Raw genomic sequence first — 23,894 nt, forward strand, 5'->3', positions numbered from 1 at the left:
TCGGGCTCAGGCCGTCTGCTGCCCGTCGGCCGTGGTGGCACGGCGGTCGAAGGCGATGGTCAGGCGGACGGGACCGGTGTTGCCGGAGTCCGGCATCCACTCGTCCCCGCCCGGCACCACGCTCAGGTTGGTCAGCCGGGTGGCCAGTGCCGGCAGGGCGGCCTGCATGTCGGAGCGGGCGACGAAGTGGCCCAGGCAGTGGTGCACGCCCCCACCGAACGCGTAGTGGGGCGCGTGTTCGGCCTCCAGGTCGATGCGCTCGGGGTTGGCGAACTTCTCCGGGTCGGTGCCCGAGGCGTAGGTGAACATGTGCACCGTGGTGCCCTGTTCGAAGACCAGCCCCTTGTGCTCGAAGGCCTCGGCCACCTCACGGGTCACCCAGCGGGTGGTGGGGTTGACGCGCAGGGACTCCTCGACGGCGGCCTTGGCCAGTTCCCGGGGCCGCTCGGCGAGCAGTTCCCACTGGTGCGGCTGACGGATGAAGGACTGCATCGCCAGCCCGAGCTGGTTCCGGGTCGTGTCCATGCCGCCGAAGATCAGCAGCACCAGCAGGTTGCGCAGTTCCGGGTCGGTCAGCCGGTCGCCCTCGCGGTTGGCCTCCACGAGCCGGGTGACGAAGTCGTCCTTCGGGTTCTGCTGGCGGTCCGAGATCAGGCGTTCCGCGTACTCCTGCAGCTCGACCAGGGCGGCATCGACCTCGTCGATCTCCTCCTTGATCGTCACGCCGAGGGCGGCCCCCACGGTGGAGGCCAGGCGGTTGATGGTCCCCCACTCGGATTCGTCGATCCCGAGCATGATGCACAGCACCCGCGTGGCGAAGGGGGCGGCGAAGCCCTCCACGAACTCGACCTGGCCGTCCTCGATCCAGCCGTCGATCAGCTCGTTGGCCAGCGACTCGAAGCGATCCCCGAGAGCGGCGATCTTGCGCGGGGAGAAGGCCGGGTTGGCCAGCCGGCGGATGCGGTGGTGGTCCTCCCCCTCCAGGACCAGCAGGTTGCGCTTCCACCAGTCGTGGAAGACGCCGCTGTGCACGCCGTTGTGCTCCGGCCAGGCCGCCGAGCCCTGGATCAGCTTCGGGCTCTTCATCAGCGACGAGACGTCCTCGTAGGACAGGACGGCCAGGCCGTAGTTGGTCCGGGCGTACCAGTTCGCGTCCCGGGCGTCGCGGACGGCCTCCGAGGCCATGGCGAAGTGCGGGTCCGACATGTCCAGGTACGGGACGTCGTGGGCGGTGGTGAGGGTCATGGGGTGGTCCTTTCGGGTGCCGGTCTCAGGACGGGTCGGGGGTCAGCGAATCGGGTGCCAACGCCTGCGCGCCGGCGTGGAGTCCGTCCCGGGGAGAATCGCGGTGCGGATAGGGATGGGGCGTGCCGCCGTCGATGCGGACCGCCATGTCGACGATCTCCTCCGTCGGCGAGATCGGTTCGGCGTAGTCCCGGCCGTCCGCCAGGCTGGCGGGCTCGTTGAGGTAGGGCCGGGCCGAGGTCATGTAGACCAGGCCCACGACCAGGACGACGATGGCGACCAGGGCCACCAGCCAGGCCTCGTACCAGACGGCACCGGGGATCGGCTGGACGAGGGTGAACATCGCGAACAGCTGATAGGCCAGGGCGACGCAGCCGACCACGATGCCCCAGAGACCCATCCGGAAGTGACCGCTGGGCTGCCAGCCCTTGAACCGGGCACGGAGGTAGGCGGCGACCACGGAGGCGAAGGCCAGGTAGATGCCGAGGGCGGCGAAGGACACGATGGCGAGGAGGGCATCCGCACTCAGCAGTGAGATCACCACGAACGCGGCCGGAAGGAGTCCGGCGGCCGCCAGCGAGTACGGCGGGACGGCGCGGCGCTCGCTGAACCGGCGCAGCAGCGCGGAACCCGGCAGCTGCCGGTCCCGGCCCATCGAGAACAGCAGTCTCGAGGCCGCTGCCTGCAGGGAGATGGTGCAGGAGAGGTAGGAGACCAGGACGACCACGAGCACGATCTTGAATCCCTGCGCGCCGAAGACACTGAGGAACAGCTCGCCGATGGGATCCGTGGCGGTGCCGTCCATCACGGCGCGGAAGTCCGGGATGGCGAGGATGAGGCCCAGCGCGATGAACATCGAGGCGATGCCGCCGATGTAGACGGTCATGCGCATGGCCTTGGGGATGACCCGGCCCGGGTCCACGACCTCCTCGGCGACGTCCCCGTTGGCCTCGAAGCCGTAGTACAGGTAGATGCCCATGATGGCCGCGCCGATGAAGGCCATCGCGAAGGGCGCGTCCCCCTGCAGGTCGGCCGGCCGGAAGTCGGTGAACAGCACGGACAGGTCGTGCTTGCGGGCGCCGATGAGCAGCCAGGCCCCGATCACGACGGTCGCGACGATCTCGGCGACGAAACCGAAGAACGCCACCTTGGACAGCAGCTTCGTGCCGCCGTAGTTGATGAGCGTGGCGATCACCAGGATGCCCAGGGCGAGCATGACGTTGGCCAGCGGGGACATCTCCACCTCGAGCAGGCTGCCGAGGAAGGGGCCCGCGCCGTAGGCGACCGAGGCGATCGTGGCACAGATGGCGACGGCGTAGACCCAGCCGCTCATCCATCCCCACTTGCGGCCCCAGAGCTTGCGGTTCCAGGGGTAGATACCACCGGCGATCGGGTACTGGGAGACCACCTCCCCGAAGACCATGGCGACCAGGAGCTGGCCGAAGCCGGCGATGACGAGCCACCAGAAGGCCGGTGCACCGGAGATCGCGATGGCCGCACCGATCGTGGTGTAGACACCCACGACGGGAGAGAGGTAGGTGAACCCGAGGGCCAGGTTGCCCCAGAAGCCCATTTCGCGCTTGAACTCGCTGCGGTACTCCTGGGGTTCGTCGGCGACCGGCAGTGTCGGTGCGGATCCTGCGGGAGAATGATCCATGTTCAGTCCTTTGCCTGGAGCCGTTGGACGGCTGAGACGGTGAAAAGCTGCAGGGCGCGGGGATTCGCGCTTCCCCGGATGACCTCGTCGACGGCGTACCCGCCGGTGGAGGTGCGTGGATTCAATAAACCAAAGGTGTGTTTCTACTAGAGGTCTGCGTGTTTCCTCCCGGTTAAGAGGTCACCGCCCACGTGTGGCGGGCAGTGTCCAAGAGGCCGGGAATCCCAGCAACGAGGCGGGTCTGAAGGGGTGTTTCCTCACAGCCTGTCCGGTTGCCGGGCGAAATGTGATGCGAGCCACATTCCGAACCATGGGGAAATACTAACAGTCTTAGATGTTTACGCAAGGGGTGATTTTTCTCCTCGACGGGACACCCTGAGTGCTACTGCGTATCCAACCGGGGCCACCGCCCCGGGAACGCCGAGGGGGTTGTGCCCGGCGCATGATGCGCCCGGCACAACCCCCTCGGTGGAGCCCGCAGGATGCGGGTCAGTCTGCCCTCGCCCCCGTCACCCGCCGCGGTCCTCTCGGAGGCGGCGGGTGACGGGGCGACGGGAACTCAGCGGCTGGCGCCGCGGAGCGCGGCCTCCAGGACCTCGAGGCCGTCCTGCAACAGCTGCTCGTCGATGACCAGGGGCGGCAGGAGGCGGATGACGTTGCCATAGGTGCCACAGGTCAGGATCAGCACGCCCTCGGCCAGGCAGGCGGCGGCCACGGCCTTCGTGGACTCGGGATCGGGGTCGGTGGTGCCGGGCTTCACCAGTTCGATCGCGAGCATCGCCCCGCGGCCCCGGACGTCACCGATCGGGCCCTGCGCACCGCCCAGTTCCTCCGCCAGTGCACTCAGCCGGCCGACGACGATCGCCTCGATGGCCCGCGCCCGGGCGGAGAGGTCCAGTTCTCGCATGGTCTCGAGGGTCGCCAGCGCGGCGGCGCAGGCCACCGGGTTGCCGCCGTAGGTGCCGCCGAGCCCGCCGGGGTGGACGGCGTCAAACAGCTCGGCCCGGCCGGTGACCGCGGAGAGCGGCATGCCGCCGGCGATGCCCTTGGCCATGGTGATCAGGTCGGGCACCACGCCCTCGTGCTCAGAGGCGAACCAGGCCCCGGTGCGGCAGAAGCCGGCCTGGACCTCGTCGGCGATGAAGACCACGCCGTTCTCCCGGGCCCAGGCCGCCAGCGTGGGCAGGAACCCCTCGGCGGGAACGATGAAACCGCCCTCGCCCTGGATCGGTTCGATGATGATCGCCGCGGTGGACTCCGCCCCGATCTGCTTCTCGATCTGAGTGATGGCCCGACGCGCCGCCTCCGGGCCGGTCAGTCCGGGGTTCTCCTCGCGGTACGGGTAGCTCATGGGCATCCGGTAGATCTCCGGGGCGAAGGGGCCGAAGTGCGTCTTGTAGGGCATGGTCTTGGCGGTCAGGCCCATGGTGAGGTTGGTGCGCCCGTGGTAGGCGTGGTCGAAGGCGACCACGGCCTGGCGACCGGTGGCCAGGCGGGCGATCTTCACGGCGTTCTCCACGGCCTCGGCCCCGGAGTTGAACAGGGCCGTCCGCTTGGCATGGTCCCCGGGGGTCAACCGCGCCAGTTCCTCGGCCACCCTGATGTAACCCTCGTACGGGGTCACCATGAAGCAGGTGTGGGTGAAGCGGCCGGCCTGTGCCCCCACGGCCGCCGCCACCGCCGGTGAGGACGCGCCGACGCTGGTCACCGCGATGCCCGAGCCGAGGTCGATGAAGGAATTGCCGTCCACGTCCCGGATCACGCCGCCGTCCACGTCCTCGGCGAAGACCGGCAGGCTCGAGACCAGGCCACGCGGCACCACGGCATCGCGCCGCTCCTGCAGCTCGCGCGAGCGGGGGCCGGGGACCTCGGTGAGCAGTTCGCGGCGCTGGGGCAGCCGCGCGTCGAAGGTCGGGAGGGAGGGGGAAACGGTCAGGGACATGACAACCGGCCTTTCATGATGTGACGGCGCCCCGCGGTGGGCAGGGCGGACTCCTGGGGCGAGCCTAGACAGTGATCACGTGACGTAGTGCACAATCTCTCGGGCGGTGGTGTGCACGTGGCATAGTCCCACCGCCCGTCAGGCTGGACGACCCGGGCCCGGCCGGGACCGAAGGCCCGGTCCCTCGGTCACGTGCAGCGCGATCCAGAGGTCGGCACGCAACTGGGGGTCCTCCAGGGACCGCTGGAGCGCGCGCTCGGCGGACTGCAGCTGGTGCAGGAGGGTGTTCCGATGGACACCGAGCTCCTCGGCCGCCTGGCGCCGGTTGCCGTTGTGGGCCAGGAAGACGCGCAGGGTCTCCAGCAGTCGCTGCCCGGTGGGACCCTGCGCGGTGAGCGGGTCCAGGAGCTCGCGGGCCCAGGCCCGGGCGGCCTCCGCCGGCAGCAGTCCGGCGATCCCTCCCGCGGCCAGGTCGTCCCAGGAACCGACGCGGTGCTGCGCGGCGGTGCGCTCCAGCACGTGGAGCGCCTGGGTGTGACTGGTGGCGGCGGCGTCGACGGTCACGCTGCCCCCGATCCCCGCCCGCAGGCCCGCGGTGGCCACCACCTGGTGCAGCACCGACAGGTCCTCGGGGGTGTCCTCCACCAGCACGGGGGCCTCCTCCTCCGAGTCGTCGCGCGGCACCGGGGTCCCCAAGAGCATCCGGTGACCGGTCCGGTCGGTATGGCCCTCGATCCGGCGGCCTGCCTCCCGGATGAGCTCGGGAGCCCCGCGCAGGACGCAGACGCGGATCCCGCGCGCCCCTCGGCCCCAGCCCTCGTCACCGGCCACCGAGAGCAGGGCGTCGCCGGCGCGGAGGTCACCGCCAAGCAGCAGTGCGACCGCACCGGCGCGGATCCGGCGGCGGGAGAGCTGCCGTTCCGCGGTCCGCTCGGCGTGCAGGGAGAGCAGGGCCACCGTGGTCGAGATGGTGCCCGACTGCGCCTGGTCGAGGGGGTGGGGCAGGACGACGACGAGGTATCCCTGGGGATCGCCGTGGACGCCCAGCGGGTGGATGACCACGGTGCCGTCCGGACCCGTCTCCCGGAGGGCTCCCCGCAGCCCGCCGTCGCGCAGGCGACCGATGAGCTGCGCGAGGGGGCGGTCGGTCGGCAGGGGCGGGATGGCGGGTGCGGAGCGCTCCTGGACGTCCCCGTCCGCGGTGCAGACGGCCGCCCACGCCCCGGGCAGCAGCGTGGCGAGGGTCCTGAGGACCTGGGTGGAGCCGTCGACGGCCGTGGCCGCCCGGGTCAGGGCGCGCTGATGGGCCAGGCTGGTCTCCAGTGCGGCGCGCTCCTCGGCCGCGCGCAGTTCCGCCACCGCCCGGATGACCTGCAGGAAGGTCGTCTTCTCCGGCACCGCGAAGAGCGTCAGTCCCGTGCCCCGGGCCGCCTCGATGAGGTCCTCGGGCACCTCCGGCCACGTCAGCCGCTGTCCCACCCCCATCCCGAGGGCGACGACGCCCCGGTCGTCGAGCCGCCGGACGTAACTGCTCCAGGACGGGCCGTCGGTGGGACTGGTGATCCCGGTGAACAGGACGATCTCCCCGCCGCTGAGGTACGGGGTGGGGTCCGTCAGCTCGGTCGTGGCGACCCAGGCCACCGCGCGGTTCATGACCCCCTCGACCAGGGTCTCCAGGCCCAGCTCCCCGAGGCGCAGCACCTTCTCGACGGTTATCAATGCCGCTTCCTCCCTGCTCGTCCTCGATCGTCCGGGCCCCCGGAGCCACGGGGGCGGTCACCGGTCGTCACGGTGACGACGGACCGTCCTGGCCCGATGCTAGTGCCCCCTCCAGTGGTCCTCCCCGCAGGTCCGCCGGTGCGTGTCCACCGGCCTTGCCCCGGCCCGGTGGCACGGGGGACGATGACCGCAGCAGGCCGCGACCACCCGCAGGTCATCCCCCGAACCCCGGAGGCCCCATGAGCCAGACGACCACCGACCCGGCGACGCCCACGGTCATGCCCGCCGCCTTCTTCGGCCACGGCAATCCCATGAACGCCCTGGAGACCAACCGCTACACCTCCGCGTGGAAGGCCTTCGGTGAGGCCGTGCCCACCCCGCGGGCCATCCTGGTGGTCAGCGCGCACTGGTACATCAACGCCACCGCGGTCACCGCCATGCCGGACCCGCGCACCATCCACGACTTCTACGGCTTCCCGCAGGAGCTCTTCGACGTCCAGTACCCCGCCCCCGGCCTGCCGGGGCTCGTCGAGGAGATCAGTGACACCGTCCACCCCACGTGGGTCGGCGCGGACGTGGACAGCTGGGGCATCGACCACGGCACCTGGTCCGTGCTCACCCACGCCTTCCCGGACGCCTCCATCCCCGTGGTCCAGATGAGCATCAACGCGGACAAGCCCCTGGACTACCACCTGCGGCTCGGGGCCGACCTGGCCCCGCTGCGCGAACAGGGCATCCTGATCATCACCAGCGGGAACATCGTGCACAACCTGCGCAGCATGGACTGGAGGCGCACCGACGACGGCTTCGACTGGGCGCACCGGTTCAACGAGGACGCCAAGGAACGCCTGCTGACCGATCCCACCGAGATGCCCACCCTGGACGCCCACGCGGACTGGAACCACGCGGTGCCCACCCCGGACCACTTCATCCCGTCCCTGTACCTGGCCGGGCTCGCGGGCGCCGCGGGCACAGGTGGCACCAGCGGCACCGGTGACACCGCGCAACCGGGCCTGGACGTGCTGGTGGACGGCTACTCCTACGGCTCGCTGTCCATGACGGCCTACACGCTGGGGCTGAACTGCCCGCCGTCGCCGGACGGCGGCGGCTCCTCCCAGCCGCCGGCCGACCTGCCACCGGACGGCTCGAACATCTGATGGACCCCGTCCCCGACGACGGCGCAGCCCCTGCCGCGGTCACCGCGCCGCCCAGCGGTACCCGCGCTCCGGACTTCTCCGTCAAGACCGCCCTCGAGGGTGAGCTCGTGCGCCTGGTGCCAGCCGTCCGCGAGCACGCCGCCACCCTGCACGGGCTGTTGTCCGATCCCGAGGTCGGGCGGCTCACCGGTTCGGTGCATTCCTCCGCCACCGGACCCGCGGCCGCCTCGCCGTGGAGCGTGGCACAGCTCGAGGAGGTTTACGATCGCTGGTCGCACGCGCGGGACCGCATCGTCTGGGCCATCCGGGAGCGGTCCTCCGGACGGATCGTCGGGGAGTCGGTGCTCAACGAGCTCGACGAGGACAACCTCTCCTGCGGTTTCCGGATCTGGATCTCCGGGGCCCGGGACCGCGGACTCGGCACCGAGGCGGTCCGGCTGACCCTCCGGCACGCCTTCGAGGCCCAGCACCTGCACCGGGTGGGCCTGGAGGTCTACGACTTCAACCCGCGGGCCCGGCACGTCTACGAGAAGGCCGGTTTCACCCACGAGGGCACGCTGCGCGAGGCCCTGCGGTTCGACGGGCAGTGGGTCGACTGCCACGTCATGGGGATGCTGTCCAGGGAGTGGTTCAGGTGAGCCGGAGGGTGGTCAGGCAGGTCGGGTCGTCGGCGCCGGTGGCGATGTCCGCCGTCGCGGTCCCGCCCTGCGCGCGGACCTCGATGGTCCCCTCGATGTTCGCCGGCAGCCAGAGGCCGACGAAGCCGTTGGCGTAGGTGGTGCGCTCCTCGTCCACCAGGACGGTGCCGTCCGCGCCGGTGACGGTCACGTGCACGGGGGTGTCCACGAGCTCGCCCTGGCAACCGGACAGGCTGTGGTGGAAGCAGTCGTGGGTGGTGGTCTCGTACGGCGCGACCGCCAGGTAGAACCGGTCCTGCGGCACGTCCAGGGCCGCCTGGCGGTCCTCGTCGGCCAGCACCACCTGGCCGGCGGTCACCGAGGCCGCGAGGCCCTTGTCCCGGTCCGCGTGCGTGGCGTCCAGCGCCTCCACGACCTCCTCCACGCTCCCGCCGTCGATGCCGTACTCGTCCAGCAGGGCCTCGGCCCCCGCGGGGTCCGTCGCCACACCGGGCGCGGCCGGCGCGGCCGCCGGGGAGGTGGCGGACGTGGTCCCGGGGCCGGCGTCGGGAGCCGAGCAGCCCGCCAGGAGCAGCAGTGCCGCGGCGGCCGCCAGGACCCGGGAGGTGGTACGCAACGAGGGAAGGGCAGCAGGCATACCCCTATTCTGCCCCCGGCCGAATCCTTTGGAGGCCTCCGGCGGGTGATGGAACAGTGGGCACCACGGCACGCACACCCCTGAGCGAAGGAGAACACCATGGCGAAGTACCTGATCATCGGCGGACACGGCAAGGTGGCCCTGCGCACCGCTCCCCTGCTGGCCCGGGAGGGCCACGAGGTCACCTCGGTCATCCGCAACCCCGACCACGCCGCGGACATCGAGGCGGCCGGCGCCACGCCGCTGGTGCTCGACGTCGAGACCGCCTCCCAGGACGAGCTCGCCCGGGCCTTCGCCGGGCACGATGGAATCGTCTGGGCCGCCGGGGCCGGCGGTGGCGATCCGGAGCGCACCTACGCGGTGGACCGGGACGCGGCCATCCGCTCGATGGATGCCGCCCAGCAGGCCGGCGTGACGCGGTACGTCATGGTGTCCTACCTCGGCGCCCGCCCGGACCACGGCATCCCGGAGGACGACTCCTTCTACCCGTACGCCACGGCCAAGGCGGCCGCCGACGAGCACCTGCGGAACTCGGCGCTGGACTGGACCATCCTCGGCCCCGGTGCCCTCACCACGGACGAGCCGACCGGGCGCATCCGACGGGCCACCGCCTCCACCGTCGGCGAGCTGCGGGACACCTCCCGTGGAAACGTCGCGGAGACCATCCGCGTGGCCCTGTCCACCGGGAACTCGATCGGCAAGCAGCTCGAGTACGTGGACGGCGAGGAGCCCGTCACCGCGGTCTTCGCCCAGGCGTGAGGCCCGCAGGCCCTCCACCGGAGACAACGGCCGCGCGCCGGTGACATCCTGAGGGACAACTCCCGTCCACCCGCCACAGTGGACCTCCCCGATCCAGGAGCACCCCCATGCCCCAGTTCATGATCTCCGTCTGGCATGCCCCCGGCACCCAGCTGCGGCCCCTCGGCCCCTATGACTCCGAGGAGGCCATGCACGCGGCGTTCCAGGCGGTCAGCGAGTTCAACGAGTTCCTCCAGGCCGAGGGGGCGTGGGTCTTCGCCTGCGGCCTGACGGCCCCCGAGGAGTCCTTCGTGGTGGCCGGGACCGAGGGCGCCGAGCCCACCGTGACGCCGGGTCCCCTTGCCGAGGCCTCGGAGCACCTGGGCGGACTGTGGGTCGTGGAGGTCGCGGTGGCGGAACAGGTCCACGACCTCGCGGCCCGGGCCTCCGCAGCCTGCGGCCAGCGGGTCGAGGTACGCCAGCTCCAGGGCTGAGCGCGCCCCCGCGCCTTCCGGTCCCGCTACCCGCCCGGTCGGAGCCCGGCCCTCGTGCTGCCGGTGCTCAGCCCCAGCCGCCCCACCAGGCCTCCAGGTCCGGGGACTCGCCCGTCGGCTCCCAGCCCAGTCCGGCCAGGTCCACCACGGTGGTCGGGGTCGGGTCCTCGGCCCCCCATCGCCGGCGGCGCCAGCGCGCCCGCGAACTGACCAGGGTGGCCACGACGCCGGCCGGCCCGGTGACCTCGATCCGGTCCCGGCCGGCCCGCTCGGCCGCCAGCAGCCGCTCCTGCACGGCGGCGGGATCCGGGCGCCCGGTTCCCCGCGCGGGACGGACCGGGCAGGTCACGGTGAGCAGCCAGTCCGGTTCCTCCCCCGCTCCCGGCTCCATCACCTCGCGCGCCACGGACACCCGGGGGTCCTGCACCAGGACCCCCGCCCCGTCCGGCACGCCCCCGACCAGCGTCAGCGAGGCGCCCGGGAAGGCCTGCAACAGCGCATCGGCACACAGCACGACGGCGGCCGCGCCCCCGTCGCCGCCCGCCTCATCGGACCCGTCCGCCCCCACGGTGCCGCGGGCGTCCGCACCGGCCCCGACGCGGCCGCCGGGCATCACCAGCACCAGGGCGAGGCGCGTCCGGCCCCGCAGGCCGAGCGACCAGCCGCGCGCGGTCGGCGCGGAGATCCGGCCGGCCAGCACGAGCGCCTCGCGGTTCTTTACCCGGCGGGCCGCGATCGGGTCCTCGCGGCCGGCGAAGTCCGGACCGGCGTGCCAGGCCACCGCGGCGGGTTCGTGGGCCAGCAGTGCCCCGGTGCGCCACAACCGGTGGGCGAACTCCCAGTCCTCCCCGCCGTAGCCGACGAAGGACGGATCGAAGCCACCGGCCTCGTCGTGGATCCGGCGGGAGACGGTGAGCACCGCGGAGATGACGAACCGGTAGGCGGTGGAGTCGGCGTCCAGCAGGTCGCGGGAGCCCGCGTAGGCCCGCTCGAGCCACTGCGGGTCCTCCAGCACGCGGTCCTGCGGCACGGGATCCCCCGGCTGCCAGCCGGTCTGGAGCAGTGCCGGGTCCAGGTGCCGGCGGCGTCCGACGACGACGGCCTCCGGCGAGCGCGACGGCAACCGGAGCGCCCGGCGCAGGTAGTCCCGGTCCGGGATCATGTCCCCGTCCAGGAAGGCCAGCACCTCCCCCTCGGCGACCGAGGCGCCCAGCGCGCGGGCCGCGGAGGCGCGGAAGCCGGCGTCGGGCTGGCGGACCACTTGCACGTCGAGCGGGAACCGGTCCGGCAGGCGCGGGGGCTCCGGCGAACCGTCGTCGGCGATCACCACCTGCACCCGGGAGGCGGGCAGGTCCTGCCGGGCCAGGGCGGCCAGCAGCAGGTCCAGTCCGGCCTGGTCCCGGTAGTACGGCACCACGACGGACACCTCCGGGATCCCCTCGTCCCCTTGCGCCGGGTCCCCGCCGGCGTCCGGCAGCAGGTCCCAGCGGTTGCCCGGGACCGGCGTCCGCGCGGGACGGTTCACGAGTGCACCCGCTGCCAGAAGGCGGCCAGGGCCCGGGCGCAGTCCTCGGGCCCGGGGGCCAGGGTGGTCCCGGGGTCCACCCAGGTCTGCTGCGGCCGTGCCGCGGCGTCCGCGATGCCCTCCGCGAGCGCCTCCACCAGGGACGAATCCGCGGTTCCGGGGTCCACGAGGTGCAGCGTGCCCGGACGGAGCCGTTCCATCTCCCGCGTGTACCGGGAGGCCGGCACCACGGGGCGCCGCCCCACGGACATCCAGGCCGCCAGGGATCCCGAGGCGGAGACGTTGTGGTGCGCGGCCACCGGGATGCCGGCCGATCTCAGGGCGGCGTCCAGGTCCTCCTCGGGAACGAAGCCCGTGACCCGGAACCCCACGCCGGCCGCCCGCGCGCGGTCCTGCAGCTCGTCCACGAGGCCCTCGTGGCCGCTCGAGACCGCACCGAGCGCGGTGACCCGGTGCGGGGCCGGCACGCCCCGGCGGTGCAGCAGCGCCAGGGCGTCCACGGCCTCGAGGTGTCCCTTGCCCGGATAGAGGAAGCCGAGCAGGACGACGTCCTCGCCCAGGCCCTCGAGGGGCCCGTTCACCGGTTCCCGGGGGCTGCTCGCCGTCGCCGTCCCGCGGCGGTCCTCCACCGGCAGCGGGATCACCGCCGTGACACCGGGCCAGTCCTGTCCGTCACCGGCCTCCAGCGCGGCCAGCAGGGCGAGCTCGTGCCGGCTGGAGACGACGGTGCCGGACGAGAACCGCGCCAGGGCCGCGTAGGCGACCGCCCGCCGGGCGAACCTGCCGGCACCCTCGGCCGGTTGTGGCACGTCGTGGAGGGTGAACGTGGTCCGGGCCGGCAGGCTGCCGGTCAGCGCGTCCGCGGCCTCGCTCGCGGTGGCCCCGAAGAGGGCATCGGTGACGTCGAGGTGGACGGGCCCGCCGTGGTCACCCCCGTGCGCGAACCAGTCCTTCAGCGCGGCGGCATCGGGCAGGCGGACCACAGGCACGTCCACGCCGATCCCGTGCAGGGCCTCCGCCATCGACAGGGCGTGCTGCACGACCCCGTGCCGTTCCGGCCCGACCACCACGTACGTCGGGGGTCGATGCGGCCGCCCGCCGTCCCGGCCCCCGGTCCGGTCCGGTGCCTCCGGCCCGCTCATGCTCCCAGCCCCAGGTCCGCCAGCAGCCGCCGGTGGCGTTCGACGCCGGCCCGCACCGCCTCGGGATTCTCCCGGTACCAGTCCAGGTGGGCCGAGCGCACGAGCGCGTCGCTCACCTCGTCCCCGTGGATCGTCCAGCCGGACCGCGACGGTCCCGTCACCTCCAGGGCCGCCAGGACCTGTGGTTCCAGCGGAGCCAGGACGTCGCCCAGCAGGGTCCTGGCGGGCACGGTGACGGCGGGGTCGGCGCCCAGGTCCGCCCGCACCGCGGAGGCCAGCAGGGCGAGCACCTCGTTGGCGGGATGGTTGATGGTGTGGAAGGCCGGCACCGCCAGTCCCGCGATCCGGTCGGCCACCGACAGGGTCGCGTGGGCCCGTTCGCGCTCGCGCAACCGGTCGAGGGACGCCTGCGCCAGTCCTCGGATCCGTTCCGGGGCCAGGGGCAGGCGGACCGGCGCCGGCTCCTCGGGGGCACGCGAGCCGCCGTCGAGCTCGGCGGCCGCCTCGGCAAGGGTCCGCAGGTCGTGGTACGGCACCACGGGCGGGTCCTCGTCCGGCCGGTCGGGGTGCCGGATGGTGACCATCCAGGGGAAGAGGGAGCTGTCATAGAGGGCCGGGATCCGCACCGTCGTGGCCGCGTCCGGCAGGTGCTCCGCGAGCTGGCCGGTGCCCAGGGGCAGACCCCGGTAGTCCTCCCGCACGGGCTGGGCCACCAGCACGGAGGTCCTGGACAGCACGCGGTGCAGGCGCGGCAGGTCCTGTGCGGTGAGCTCGAACACCGGCGGGATCCGCACGCTCGGTGGCACCGCCGAGGACGTGGGGCCGGAGGAGATGAGCTGCCGCAGCGCCTCGGACTGGCAGTTGCCCAGGACCACGAGGACCTCCGGCCCGGGCAGTTCCCGCACGCCGTAGAACTCGGCGTAGTGTTCCGCCCGCCCGGCGTCCGCCGGGACCTGGTCTTCCCCCATGGCTTCCCCTCACCGGCCGTCCCGGCCCTCCCCGGTGCGGCACGCGGGTGCCGTCCGGTCGGCCGGCCCGTGCCGCCGTCGTCGTGATCCTCCAACAGTATGCTGGTGATCCGTGCCCTGTCGGCCCGGGCAGGACCGCGAGAGGAGACGGGTGGCACCCAGCGATCACTACACGGTGCAGATGGTGCCGTCCGACCACCCCTACTGCCGTCACGTGCTGCCGCCCGACCGCCCGCCCGTCTACGCCCTCCGTCCCGACCCGCCCGTCCCCGGAGCCCCGGCCGGCCAGTGGTGGCCGCCCCGCGCGCTGGACGCCGACTGGCTCCGCGAGAACGTGCCGGACGTCCTGCACGTGCACTTCGGCTTCGACTCCTACACCCCGGAGCAGTTGCAGCAGGTGGTCTACGTGCTGCGCGCGGCCGGCTCCGCCCTGGTGGTCACGGTGCACGACCTGCACAACCCCCACTTCACCGACCGCTCCCGGCACCTGGCCCAGCTGGACGTCCTCATCCCGGCGGCCGACGAGGTCCTCACGCTGACCCGTCCGGCGGCCGCGGAGATCCTGGCGCGCTGGGACCGGGCGGCCACCGTGGTGCCCCATCCGCACATCGTGCCCCTGGACCGGATTCCCGCCCGGGCCGCCGACCGCCCCGGACGCCGACGCGCCCGGTGGGCCGGCCCCGGGTCCGCGGCCGCGGACCGGGAGATCGTGATCGGGGTGAACGCCAAGGACCTGCGGGCCAACGTCGATCCCTTCTCGGCCCTGCCCGGTGTGGCCGGGGCCGTGCGCCGGCTGCGGGGGCGCGGGGTGGCGGCCCGCGTGCGCGTGGACGTCCGCGAGGACCCCCAGGACGCCGAGGCTCTGGGGCGGTTGCGGGCCGAGTGCGCCGCGTACGGCTTCGACCTCTGGGAGCACGGCCGGCTCGGGGACGACGCACTGCACGCCGACCTGCGCTCCCTGGACGTGACCGTGCTGCCCTACGCCTTCGGCACCCACTCGGGCTGGCTGGAGATGTGCCGGGACCTCGGCGTGCCGGTGGCCGTACCGGACCTCGGGTGCTTCGCCGGCCAGGCCACCTCCCCCGCGATCGAGACCTTCGCCCCCGGCGATGCCGCCGCCCTGGCCGATGCCGTGCTGGCCCTGCTCGACCGCCGCGACGCGATCCGGCCGGCCGACCGATCGGCGCGGCGGGCCCAGCGCGAGGCGGTGGCCGCCGAGCACGAACGCCTCTATGCCCGCGCCCTGGCCGCGGCCAGGTCACGGCAGACCGTGGGCGCCTGATGGCGGGCCCGACGACGACCACCTCCGTCCTGGTGATCACCGGCGGCCGGGACGAGCACCTGGCCCGCGTGATCGCCGGGCTGGAACGCGCCACCCCGCGCCCGGACGAGGTCGTGGTCGTGTTCATGAACCAGCCCGACGGCGTGGTGCCGGCCACGGACCTGCCGGTGGTGACCTCGCACGTGGACGCCCCCGGCACGCTCCCGCTGGCCGCGGCCCGCAACCGGGCGGCCCGGTTGGCCGGTGGTGAGGTCCTGGTGTTCCTGGACGTGGACTGCATCCCGTCCGCCGCCGCCGTCGGAACCCTGACAGAGACGGTCCGGGCCCATCCGGGAACGCTCGTCATGGGCACCCCGCGCTACCTGGTCCCCGAGTGGGTGCAGGAGTCTGGCGCCGCCACCGGGCTTCCCGACGACGACCGGTTGCGCGAGCTCTCCGTGTCCCACCCGGCACGGGCGCACCTGGGCGAGGGACCGACGGACGACTGGCACCTGGTGTGGACACTCGTCCTGGCGGTGCGCTCGGCGGACCTCGACCGGCTCGGCGGCTTCGACGAGGCCTTCAGCGGTTACGGCGCCGAGGACACCGACATCGCGTTCCGCGCCCGCGACGCCGGCCTGGCCCTGCGGTCCTCCCGGGCCACCGTGTTCCACCAGCACCACGGCGTCCACCGGCCCCCGCTGCACCACTTCGCCGACATCCTCGTCAATGCCCGCCGGTTCCTTCAGGTCCACGGCAGCTGGCCGATGGAGGGCTGGCTCGGACAGTTCCGCGACCTCGGGCTGGTCGACTGGGACCCCGAGGGCGACCGACTGGCCGTGCTGCGGACGCCCACGGACGCGGAGGTCGAGGCAACGCGGCAACCGGCCGCGGCCTTCTGACTCGGGCTCCTTGTCTTCAAGCACTTGAAGTTCCTATCGTTGACGGGGTGAGCGCACCCGGCATCAGGCACACGTACTCGATCAGGGAAGCGGCGGCGCTGACGGGACTGCCGGCCAGCACGTTGCGCTACTACGAGTCCATCGGAGTGATCTCCCCGATCGGCCGGGGTGCCAGCAGCAAGCACCGCGTCTACACCGAGGAGGACCTGGACCTGCTCACCTGGGTGTCATGCCTGAGTGCGACGGGCATGTCGGTGGCGGACATGCGCCGCTACCTGGCCAACGGCCGGCTCGGGCCGGCTGCGGCACCCGAGCAGATCGCCTTGCTGCAGGCGCAGCGGGAGCGGTTGGAGGCCGAGGCACGAGCCGTCGCCCTCCGGAGCCGGTACGTCGGAGTGAAGATCGAGTACTGGCAGGCCATCCAGGCCGGTGACCGGTCCAGGGCCGAGCGGCTCCTGGACGAGGCGCGCGCGTTGGCCGACGACCTCAAGAAGCCCGGGAGGGGCTAGACACCACGACCCTCAGTCCGCGGATCCCGGGGTCCGCTGATTCCACCTGCCCACCCGGCCGACCCGCCGAGACCATCGCCTGGCCACCCCCGGGCACCACACGAACCCCACAAGGAGAAACCCATGACCACCACCGCCCTTGCGTACGCCGCCCCCGCCGCGGCCGCGGACCTCGTCCCCATCACCATCGAACGCCGCGCCGTCGGTGCCCATGACGTGCTGATCGATATCAAGTACGCCGGGATCTGCCATTCCGACATCCACACGGTGCGCGGCGAATGGGGACCGCAGTCCTACCCCCTGGTCCCGGGCCACGAGATCGCCGGCATCGTCACGGAGGTCGGACCCGAGGTGACCAGGCACGCCGTCGGCGACCGGGTCGGGGTGGGCTGCATGGTCAATTCCTGCGGACGGTGCACGAACTGCACGGCCGGTGATGAGCAGTACTGCCTCGACGGCATGGTGGGCACCTATGGTGTCACCGACCGCGACGGGACCATCACCCAGGGTGGGTACTCCTCCCACATCGTCGTCACCGAGGACTTCGTGCTGGGGATCCCGGAGGGCATCGAGCTCGATGTCGCGGCCCCACTGCTCTGTGCCGGGATCACCACGTTCTCGCCCCTGCACCGCTGGGGCGCTGGTCCCGGCAAGAAGGTCGCCGTCGTCGGGCTCGGCGGCCTCGGGCACATGGCCGTCAAGATCGCGCACGCGATGGGCGCCGAGGTCACCGTCCTGTCCCAGTCGCTCAGGAAGCAGGAGGACGGGCTGCGCCTGGGTGCGGACCACTACCACGCGACCAGCGACGAGGAGACGTTCACGGATCTGGCCGGTTCGTTCGACCTGATCATCAACACCGTCAGCGCCCCGATCGACGTCAGTGCCCACCTGGGCCTGCTGACCGTGGGCGGGACCATGGTCAACGTCGGGGCCCCGGCCGAGCCGCTGCCGGTGAACGCGGGGGCGCTCATCGGCGGCCGGCGTTCCTTCGCCGGATCGATGATCGGGGGCATCGCCGAGACCCAGCAGATGCTCGACTTCTGCGCCGAGCACGGCATCGGCGCCGAGATCGAGGTCATCTCCGCCGACCAGGTCAACGAGGCCTACGACCGTGTCCTCGCCTCGGACGTGCGGTACCGCTTCGTCATCGACACGGCCACCCTCAGCTAGCCGCCGGTGGGGTGTGGCGGGCTCCCGGCCGCCGCACCCCCGTGGCCGCGCGTGTCAGCCGAGGACCTGCCCCACCGCGGCCTCCCAGCGGTGCCGGTACTCCCCCGGTTCCGTGAGGACCTCCGCCGCCAGCCGGTCCGCCGAGGCCGGGTCCCGCAGGGCCGTCTCCACGGCGCCGACCCAGTCCGCGGACTCGTCCCCCCACCGGCACCAGGGCACCCCGGCCGCGGCCTGGGCGGCGGCGGCGAAGTGGTCCTGCTCGTCGAAGGGGCGCTCCTCCGGGGCCAGCACCACGGGCCGGGCCGATCCCGTCGCGTCGGCCACGGCGCTGTACCCGGCTGAGACCACCGCCAGGTCCGCCGCGCGCATCCGGCCGGCGACGTCGTCGGTCCAGCCGTGCAGCACCATGTTCGGCGGCACGGCGCCGTCCGCGCCGCGCACCGGCCCGTAGACGTGCCAACGGGCGCCGGGCACCTGGCCCGCGGCACGCGCGAGGTCGGCCAGCCGGACCCCACCGCCTCCGGTGCCGGTCACCACGGCGATCTCCGGCCTCGTGGTCCGGGCGGCCGAGGGGGCACCGGCGCGCGGGCCGGCCCGCCGGCCGAGCCGGCCGGAGGTGTCCGGGGCACCGAGGAACGTGGTCTTCGCCCCGAACCGCCGGCGCCAGCCCGGCTCCTCCAGTCCGGCGCCGTAGTGCGCGATCAGGTGGTCTGACTCGGCGTAGACGAGCTCGTGGCCCGGGTCCGTCCGGTCTCCGTGCATGCGCCGGTGGATCACCGGGTAGCCGGCCAGGCGCAGGAACAGGGCGGTCTCCACGGACACGTCCACCACCGCGACGTCCGGCCGCACCGTGCGGGCCGCCTCGAGCAGGGCGGCGAACCGGTCCCGGATGACCGGACCGGTGGGGGTGTAGTGCAGCCGGGATCCGGACGGCTGGCGATGCCCGGGCACGACGTCGGAGGGCAGCATCCGCAGCCCGGTGGCGGCCGGCAGCACCTCGGCGGCGCGGGCCGCGGAGGTGGCCACGGTCAGGTCGAAGGCCCCGGTCCCGGCGGCGCGGGCGGCGTGGTGGAGGTGGCCGAGGCCGTGGTCGTGGGCGTAGTAGAGGACCCGGGGGCGGGACGGGGAGGTGCTCACGAGCAGACCGGTTTCATGCGGGGACAGGGCTCATGCGGGGACCGGGCTCACTGCACCGTCTGGACGGACTGCAGGGCCGGCGAGCCGTCGTCGTCGGGGCCGGTCGGCGGGGCATCGATCGAGTCCCGCACCTGCGCGGTCAGCTGGTCCCCGTAGGGGGTCCAGCCGGGACTGAGGGCCGGCAGGGTGCCGGCACGCTCGGCGGCCTCGTGCAGGAAGCCGAGGTAGGACGCCACCATCCGGTCGGCGCTGAACCGGCGGGACCAGCGGTGTACGAGCCCCCGGTCCCTGGTACGCGCCACCCGGGCCGCGTCCGCGAGCGCCTCCGCCGAGTGGTGCATGGCCAGGTCCCCGGCCCGGGGACCCACGATCTCCCCGAGGGCACCCGTCAGGAAGGCGGCCACCGGCGTGCCCATCGCCATGGCCTCGACCGTGGCCAGGCCGAACGGCTCGGCCCACAGGGGGCTGGCGAGGTAGACCTCCCCGGAGGCCAGCAGGTCCGGCAGCTGACCGTGGCCCAGGTGCCCGCGGTAGACGGTGTCCTCGCCCAGCAACGGCTCCACGGCGTCGCGGTAGTAGTCCCGGTCGGAGATCGGGCCGGCGAAGTGCAGCTCGAGCCCGGCGATCCGGGCCGCCTCGATGGCCAGGTGCAGGCCCTTCTCCCCCGTGATCCGCCCGGACCAGACGGCCCGTCCCGGCACGGGCCGGACGGTGCTGTGCCACCGGGAGTGCTCGATGCCGTTGGCGACCACCGCGATCCGCGGCAGCCGGTGGTTCCAGGCCAGCGCGTTGGCCGCCGAGACGGACAGCCAGCGATGGTTCGGCGGGGGTGTCCAGGCGGGGTCGTCGAGGACGGCGAGGACCTCGGTGAGCGTGGCGGGGGTGTGCAGCACGGTGACCATCGGGGCCTCGCGCAACTCGAGCAGGGGCACCGGGGACAGCGAGTTGTTCAGCACCACGTGGAAGTCTCCGTCGCGGACCTGCCGGCAGGCCTCGGACATGGCGGCGACCAGGACCGCGCGGCGGCGCACCACGTCCTGTTCCGTGCGTACCGTGGGATCGAAGTCCTCCGCGACCAGCGGCACCACGGTGCCGGCCGTGCGGGTGCCCTCCTTGGCGAAGACCGTCACCTCGTGGCCGAGCCGGACGAGGTGGTCCACGGTCAGGTCCGTGTGCATCTCCAGGCCGCCGGCGTACGGCGGCCGGATCGCGTAGTGCATGTGCGCCAGGACGGCGATCCTCACAGGGCCCTACCTCCGTTTCCCGGTGATCACCAGCCGGTCCAGTACCCACATCAGCGCCGCCACCGCGAAGAAGAACGCCAGGATGGCCGCCAGGTAGACAGACACACCAGAATATCCCATCCGGGGCACGTCCATGATGCTGTAGGGGTACCAGTCCAGCCACGGCCCACGCAGCAGCGTGAACGCCAGCCAGGCCAGCGGGATCAGCGACGCCAGGCCGATCCGCCGCCACGTCACCTGCCCCCTCCGGTCCAGCAGCAGCCAGACCAGCGGCGTGAGCAGGGGGGTGATGACGTGCTGGATGGTGTCATTGACCTGCTCCACCCGGGTCATCGGGTCGGCATCCCGCAGCAGCACGTTGAACACCACCCCGGTGATGACGATGCACACCACCCCGGCGATCCGCGCAGCGTGGAAGAGGTCCGACGTCCGGTGCGGCCGGATGGCCAGCAACAGCGAGGTGAGGCCGACCAGGAAGTTGGACAGGAAGGTGAAGTAGGTCGGCTGGTTCACCACGTGCTCCCAGCCGCCGGCGAAGCCACCCGCGAAGCCGGCATGCACCGGCAGGGCGGAGTCCTTCCAGGACCCGATGTAGAAGCTCAGCCCGTTGCCGGTGAAGGACAGCAGCGCGGCCAGCAGGAACACCACCCGCCCCGCGTCGGCCCACCACCCCGGTGCCCGTCGCGAGCTCCGCGCGGATCCGGTGCCGGAGACCACGGTCACCGCGATCAGTCCCGGTGCGGGCGGATGATGGTGCCGACCGGGTCGTCGATCAGCGCACCGGTGCCGCCCCACTGCTGCCGGATGGGTTCCATGATGTGCCTTTCGACGTCGGACGGGCCGGACCGCTCACCGGACCCACACCCCCTAGTCTGGATACTGGAACCCCCCCACCGCCAGCACATCCGCCCCAGTCACGCAGGAGGACCCGGCATGAGGATCGGCATCGTCATCGGATCGGTACGCCCAGGACGTCTCGGCGCGTCCGTGGGGGCCTGGGTGGCCGACCGCGCCCGCGCCCTGGACACCTCCTCCGTCCCGGGAGGCGTCGAGTGGACGGTCCTGGACCTGCGGGACTTCGACCTGCCGGTGATGACCGACGAGAACTGGGCGCAGGCCGAGGACGGTCCGGCCGAGGTGCACCGCTGGCGCGACGCCGTGGCCGAGTGCGACGGGTTCGTCTTCATCAGCCCCGAGTACAACCGGAACATCCCGGGTGCGTTCAAGAACGCCTACGACCTGCTCTCGAGGCAGTGGATGGACAAGACCCTGGCGATCGTGGCCTACGGCGGCCTGGGCGGCGTGCGGGCCAACGAGGCCTGGCGGATCACCACCGCTGCCTACAACATGCACGTGGTGGGCGACTCCGTGAACCTGGTCCGCCGCATGGACTTCCCCGGTGGCGAGCTGGCCCTCACCGACCACCACGACCGCTCCCTCGAGAAGGTCCTGCGCCGCCTCGTGGACCTCACCCGCGCCCTCGCCGGTGACCGGGCCGCCACCGGCCCGTGAGCACCCTCGCCCCGTGCCGCCCGGGACCGGGCACCCGGTCGCGGCCCCGCGTGAGCAGCCGGCCGTGACACCCGCGCGCCCGACGCCGGCCCCGCCGCCCCCCGTGCCGCTGCGCACCGAGCGCCTCGAGCTGCGGTACCTCCGCGACGCCGACGCCGGCGGGCTGCTGCGCTATTACGGACGGGAGGACACCACCCGCTACCTGCTGGACGGCCCGTGGGACGCGGCGAGGGCCCGCGACGAGGTCGGCCGGCGCCGGGGGCGGTTACACATCACCGCGGCCGGGTTCGCGGTCTGCCTGGTGGCCGTGGAGCGGGACACGGAAGGCGGTGACGCCGTCGTGGGGGACATCACGCTGTGGGCCGTGGACGACTCGCTGTCCCTGGGAGAGGCCAGCTGGGTGTTCGACCCGGACGCCGGTGGACGCGGGCTGGCCACCGAGGCCGCCCGCGCGGTGCTGGACCTGGCCTTCGGCCACTACGGCATGCACCGGGTGCGCGTGCGGATGGACGCCCGCAACGCCGCCTCGGCCAGGCTCTGCGAGCGCCTGGGCTTCCGCCGCGAGGGGCTGCTGCGGCAGGACTGGCTGATCAAGGACGAGTGGACGGACACCCTCGTCTACGGGATGCTCGCCCCGGAATGGCCGGGGCCCGTGACGGCCGGGGGCCCGCCCCGGTCCCAGTCCGGTCCCCGCTGACGGACGGGGTCGATCTGCCGGTCACCGCACCCTGTTCGGCCGCCGCAGGGGTGGGTAGCGTATGCGCCAGGCAGAGCAGAAGGTGGCGCGGGATGGCTGAGTCCCCGGCAGTGACGCCGCTGCACATGCGGCGAGAACAATTCGATCCGGTCGAGGACCTCGGCAGGCTCCGGGACGACGGTGCCGTGCGCAAGGTCGACACGGGGCTGGGGATCTCCGGATACCTGGTCACGCGGTACGAGGACGTCCGCGCCGTGCTGTCCGATCCCGTCCAATTCAGCAACGCCGACCAGCGTTCGTTCGAGCTGCCGGGGGGCCGCCCCCTGAGCCCCGAGGAGCAGGCCCAGATGCAGGCCGGTCAGCTGCTGGCCCACGACCCGCCGGAACACACCCGGTTGCGGCACATGCTCACTCCCGAGTTCACCGCACGCCGCATGCGCCGGCTCGAGCCACGGATCATCGAGATCGTGGGACAGCACCTCGACGCGCTGGAGGAGGCCGGAGCGCCGGCGGACCTCGTCGCCGGTTTCGCCCTGCCCATTCCGTCGCTGGTGATCTGCGAGCTCCTCGGCGTGCCCTTCGAGGACCGCGCGGAGTTCCAGCACCGCACCGAACGGGAGCTGGACATCTCCACCCCGCCCGAGGAACTCCTTGCGCTCTCCCGGGAGGGTCGCGAGTACATGGCGCAGCTGGTCGCCCGCGCCCAGGCCGCACCGGGCGAGGACCTGCTCGGCATGCTCGTGCGTGAGCACGCTGACGAGTTGAGCACGGACGAGCTGGTCGGCCTCGCCAGCCTGCTGCTGATCGCCGGCCACGAGACCACCTCCAACATGCTGGGGCTGGGGTCCCTGGCTCTGCTGCGCCACCCCGAGCAGTTGGCGCTGGTGCGCGAGGACCCCGCGATGGTCGGCCCGGCGGTGGAGGAGCTCTTGCGGTGGCTGAGCATCGTGCATGCCGGCATCCCCCGGACCACGACCACCGAGGTCGAGATCGCCGGCCACACCATCCCCGAGGGCGAACTGGTGGTGTGCGCACTGCCCGCCGCCAACCGCGATCCGGCCCTGGTCGATGACCCGGACCGGCTGGACATCACCCGGGGCGCCCCGGGGCACCTGGCCTTCGGACACGGCGTGCACCACTGCATCGGGGCACCGCTGGCCCGGATGGAGATGCGGATCGCGTTCCCGGCCCTGCTGCGTCGGTTCCCGCGGCTGGCCCTGGCCGTCCCGTTCGAGGAGGTCGAGTTCCGCTCGTCCCACGTGGTCTTCGGACTGCGCGCACTGCCGGTGACCTGGTGATCGCCGGCCGACGCGGTTCGCGGCGCTCCTCCGACGCACCGGGGGACACGCTGGAACCCGGACCGGACACCTGACCGGACACCGTGCGGGAGGGCACGCGGCCGGGAGCACACGCGACCAGGAGGACGGACGCCGCCGGGTGCGCGGTCAGAACGTCCAGAGGGCGGGCTGCAGGTCCGCGGGGGTCTGCTCCGGCGCGTCCGGCCAGTCGACCGTCCGTCCGTGCGCCTCGGCCCAGCGTTCCACCGCGGCACGGTCCCAGCCCTGCTGGGAGACCCGCGGCCCGGCCAGGGTGACGGCGG

22 protein-coding genes are annotated in these 23,894 nt (G+C 72.8%); 11 read left to right on the forward strand and 11 right to left on the reverse strand.

The genetic code is table 11. From position 1 onward, the window contains the following. Positions 1–6: 6 nt before the first annotated feature. The 4 genes from GGQ69_RS14380 to GGQ69_RS16735 form a co-directional block, all read right to left on the reverse strand. Entirely contained in the window at positions 7–1,245 is a 1,239-nt protein-coding gene (locus tag GGQ69_RS14380; protein WP_183529742.1) for a cytochrome P450, read from the reverse strand. A gap of 25 nt (positions 1,246–1,270) precedes the next feature. After that, a complete protein-coding gene (locus GGQ69_RS14385; RefSeq protein ID WP_183529744.1) occupies positions 1,271–2,902 on the reverse strand; it encodes an APC family permease in 1,632 nt (543 codons plus the stop codon). 559 nt (positions 2,903–3,461) lie between these two features. Then, positions 3,462–4,844, reverse strand: a complete 1,383-nt coding sequence (gabT, locus tag GGQ69_RS14390) for a 4-aminobutyrate--2-oxoglutarate transaminase (RefSeq protein ID WP_183529745.1) — start codon at positions 4,842–4,844, stop codon at positions 3,462–3,464. A 138-nt stretch (positions 4,845–4,982) separates the two neighbouring features. Next, complete coding sequence (locus GGQ69_RS16735) at positions 4,983–6,563, reverse strand: PucR family transcriptional regulator (protein ID WP_183529747.1); 1,581 nt, start codon at positions 6,561–6,563, stop codon at positions 4,983–4,985. Between the two features lie 239 nt (positions 6,564–6,802). Here GGQ69_RS16735 and ygiD point away from each other — a divergent pair, with 239 nt between their 5' ends. After that, on the forward strand, positions 6,803–7,720 hold the full coding sequence (ygiD, locus tag GGQ69_RS14400) for a 4,5-DOPA dioxygenase extradiol (protein ID WP_221243825.1): 918 nt from the start codon (positions 6,803–6,805) through the stop codon (positions 7,718–7,720). Then, positions 7,720–8,358, forward strand: a complete 639-nt coding sequence (locus GGQ69_RS14405) for a GNAT family N-acetyltransferase (protein WP_183529749.1) — start codon at positions 7,720–7,722, stop codon at positions 8,356–8,358. Before ygiD ends, GGQ69_RS14405 begins: the two co-directional genes overlap by 1 nt. Here the strand turns inward: GGQ69_RS14405 and GGQ69_RS14410 are convergent. Continuing rightward, positions 8,351–8,995: a CueP family metal-binding protein gene (locus tag GGQ69_RS14410; RefSeq protein ID WP_183529751.1), complete on the reverse strand. Its 645-nt coding sequence runs from the start codon at positions 8,993–8,995 to the stop codon at positions 8,351–8,353. The two genes, GGQ69_RS14405 and GGQ69_RS14410, sit on opposite strands and share 8 nt — an antisense overlap. 99 nt (positions 8,996–9,094) lie before the next feature. On the opposite strand from GGQ69_RS14410, the gene GGQ69_RS14415 reads away from it, so the two are divergent. Next, positions 9,095–9,754 (forward strand): SDR family oxidoreductase, encoded by a 660-nt coding sequence (locus GGQ69_RS14415; protein ID WP_183529753.1) that lies wholly within the window; start codon positions 9,095–9,097, stop codon positions 9,752–9,754. 107 nt (positions 9,755–9,861) lie between these two features. After that, a complete protein-coding gene (locus tag GGQ69_RS14420) occupies positions 9,862–10,227 on the forward strand; it encodes a YciI family protein (RefSeq protein WP_183529755.1) in 366 nt (121 codons plus the stop codon). A 67-nt stretch (positions 10,228–10,294) separates the two neighbouring features. Here the strand turns inward: GGQ69_RS14420 and GGQ69_RS14425 are convergent, their stop codons facing one another. Genes GGQ69_RS14425 through GGQ69_RS14435 form a run of 3 tightly spaced genes read right to left on the reverse strand, consistent with a single transcriptional unit; the run spans position 10,295 to position 13,862 of the window. Then, positions 10,295–11,752, reverse strand: coding sequence for a glycosyltransferase (locus tag GGQ69_RS14425; RefSeq protein WP_298043470.1), 1,458 nt, complete (start codon positions 11,750–11,752; stop codon positions 10,295–10,297). After that, entirely contained in the window at positions 11,749–12,894 is a 1,146-nt protein-coding gene (locus GGQ69_RS14430; RefSeq protein ID WP_255459756.1) for a hypothetical protein, read from the reverse strand. The genes GGQ69_RS14425 and GGQ69_RS14430 overlap by 4 nt, the downstream gene beginning before the upstream one ends. Further along, positions 12,891–13,862 (reverse strand): WcbI family polysaccharide biosynthesis putative acetyltransferase, encoded by a 972-nt coding sequence (locus GGQ69_RS14435; RefSeq protein WP_183529757.1) that lies wholly within the window; start codon positions 13,860–13,862, stop codon positions 12,891–12,893. Before GGQ69_RS14435 ends, GGQ69_RS14430 begins: the two co-directional genes overlap by 4 nt. A 151-nt stretch (positions 13,863–14,013) precedes the next feature. Here GGQ69_RS14435 and GGQ69_RS16630 point away from each other — a divergent pair, with 151 nt between their 5' ends. The 4 genes from GGQ69_RS16630 to GGQ69_RS14450 all read left to right on the forward strand — a co-directional run bounded on the left by GGQ69_RS16630 (position 14,014) and on the right by GGQ69_RS14450 (position 17,704). Then, the gene (locus tag GGQ69_RS16630; RefSeq protein ID WP_255459757.1) at positions 14,014–15,144 is read left to right on the forward strand and encodes a glycosyltransferase family 1 protein; all 1,131 of its coding nucleotides are present in this window, start codon (positions 14,014–14,016) and stop codon (positions 15,142–15,144) included. Next, positions 15,144–16,025 (forward strand): glycosyltransferase family 2 protein, encoded by an 882-nt coding sequence (locus GGQ69_RS16635; RefSeq protein ID WP_255459758.1) that lies wholly within the window; start codon positions 15,144–15,146, stop codon positions 16,023–16,025. The genes GGQ69_RS16630 and GGQ69_RS16635 overlap by 1 nt, the downstream gene beginning before the upstream one ends. 47 nt (positions 16,026–16,072) lie before the next feature. After that, entirely contained in the window at positions 16,073–16,534 is a 462-nt protein-coding gene (locus GGQ69_RS14445; RefSeq protein WP_183529759.1) for a MerR family transcriptional regulator, read from the forward strand. 123 nt (positions 16,535–16,657) lie between these two features. Further along, complete coding sequence (locus GGQ69_RS14450) at positions 16,658–17,704, forward strand: NAD(P)-dependent alcohol dehydrogenase (protein WP_183529761.1); 1,047 nt, start codon at positions 16,658–16,660, stop codon at positions 17,702–17,704. A gap of 54 nt (positions 17,705–17,758) precedes the next feature. Here the strand turns inward: GGQ69_RS14450 and GGQ69_RS14455 are convergent, their stop codons facing one another. The 3 genes from GGQ69_RS14455 to GGQ69_RS14465 are packed head-to-tail and all read right to left on the reverse strand — an operon-like array spanning position 17,759 to position 20,808. Then, positions 17,759–18,841 carry a glycosyl transferase gene (locus GGQ69_RS14455; RefSeq protein ID WP_183529763.1) on the reverse strand — a complete coding sequence of 361 codons (1,083 nt, stop codon included), beginning with the start codon at positions 18,839–18,841 and terminating at the stop codon, positions 17,759–17,761. Positions 18,842–18,888: 47 nt separating this feature from the next. Next, positions 18,889–20,085, reverse strand: a complete 1,197-nt coding sequence (locus GGQ69_RS14460; protein WP_183529765.1) for a glycosyltransferase — start codon at positions 20,083–20,085, stop codon at positions 18,889–18,891. Between the two features lie 6 nt (positions 20,086–20,091). After that, the gene (locus GGQ69_RS14465) at positions 20,092–20,808 is read right to left on the reverse strand and encodes a Pr6Pr family membrane protein (RefSeq protein WP_183529767.1); all 717 of its coding nucleotides are present in this window, start codon (positions 20,806–20,808) and stop codon (positions 20,092–20,094) included. 210 nt (positions 20,809–21,018) lie between these two features. Here GGQ69_RS14465 and GGQ69_RS14470 point away from each other — a divergent pair, with 210 nt between their 5' ends. The 3 genes from GGQ69_RS14470 (at position 21,019) to GGQ69_RS14480 (ending at position 23,592) form a co-directional block, all read left to right on the forward strand. Continuing rightward, the gene (locus GGQ69_RS14470) at positions 21,019–21,597 is read left to right on the forward strand and encodes an NADPH-dependent FMN reductase (protein WP_183529769.1); all 579 of its coding nucleotides are present in this window, start codon (positions 21,019–21,021) and stop codon (positions 21,595–21,597) included. A gap of 64 nt (positions 21,598–21,661) precedes the next feature. Beyond that, complete coding sequence (locus GGQ69_RS14475; RefSeq protein ID WP_298043459.1) at positions 21,662–22,294, forward strand: GNAT family N-acetyltransferase; 633 nt, start codon at positions 21,662–21,664, stop codon at positions 22,292–22,294. A gap of 92 nt (positions 22,295–22,386) precedes the next feature. After that, complete coding sequence (locus tag GGQ69_RS14480) at positions 22,387–23,592, forward strand: cytochrome P450 (RefSeq protein WP_183529771.1); 1,206 nt, start codon at positions 22,387–22,389, stop codon at positions 23,590–23,592. The last annotated feature ends 302 nt before the right edge of the window (positions 23,593–23,894 follow it).

The sequence above is a fragment of the Micrococcus sp. TA1 genome (assembly GCF_014199555.1).
GTDB lineage: Bacteria > Actinomycetota > Actinomycetes > Actinomycetales > Micrococcaceae > Citricoccus.

Bases quoted from the DNA above. Each gene is read 5' to 3' on its own strand.
- GGQ69_RS14380 (WP_183529742.1), bottom strand. From the start codon at position 1,245: ATGACCCTCACCACCGCCCACGACGTCCCGTACCTGGACATGTCGGAC.
- GGQ69_RS14385 (WP_183529744.1), bottom strand. From the start codon at position 2,902: ATGGATCATTCTCCCGCAGGATCCGCACCGACACTGCCGGTCGCCGAC.
- gabT (WP_183529745.1), bottom strand. From the start codon at position 4,844: ATGTCCCTGACCGTTTCCCCCTCCCTCCCGACCTTCGACGCGCGGCTG.
- ygiD (WP_221243825.1), top strand. From the start codon at position 6,803: ATGAGCCAGACGACCACCGACCCGGCGACGCCCACGGTCATGCCCGCC.
- GGQ69_RS14405 (WP_183529749.1), top strand. From the start codon at position 7,720: ATGGACCCCGTCCCCGACGACGGCGCAGCCCCTGCCGCGGTCACCGCG.
- GGQ69_RS14410 (WP_183529751.1), bottom strand. From the start codon at position 8,995: ATGCCTGCTGCCCTTCCCTCGTTGCGTACCACCTCCCGGGTCCTGGCG.
- GGQ69_RS14415 (WP_183529753.1), top strand. From the start codon at position 9,095: ATGGCGAAGTACCTGATCATCGGCGGACACGGCAAGGTGGCCCTGCGC.
- GGQ69_RS14420 (WP_183529755.1), top strand. From the start codon at position 9,862: ATGCCCCAGTTCATGATCTCCGTCTGGCATGCCCCCGGCACCCAGCTG.
- GGQ69_RS14430 (WP_255459756.1), bottom strand. From the start codon at position 12,894: ATGAGCGGGCCGGAGGCACCGGACCGGACCGGGGGCCGGGACGGCGGG.
- GGQ69_RS14435 (WP_183529757.1), bottom strand. From the start codon at position 13,862: ATGGGGGAAGACCAGGTCCCGGCGGACGCCGGGCGGGCGGAACACTAC.
- GGQ69_RS16635 (WP_255459758.1), top strand. From the start codon at position 15,144: ATGGCGGGCCCGACGACGACCACCTCCGTCCTGGTGATCACCGGCGGC.
- GGQ69_RS14450 (WP_183529761.1), top strand. From the start codon at position 16,658: ATGACCACCACCGCCCTTGCGTACGCCGCCCCCGCCGCGGCCGCGGAC.
- GGQ69_RS14470 (WP_183529769.1), top strand. From the start codon at position 21,019: ATGAGGATCGGCATCGTCATCGGATCGGTACGCCCAGGACGTCTCGGC.
- GGQ69_RS14480 (WP_183529771.1), top strand. From the start codon at position 22,387: ATGGCTGAGTCCCCGGCAGTGACGCCGCTGCACATGCGGCGAGAACAA.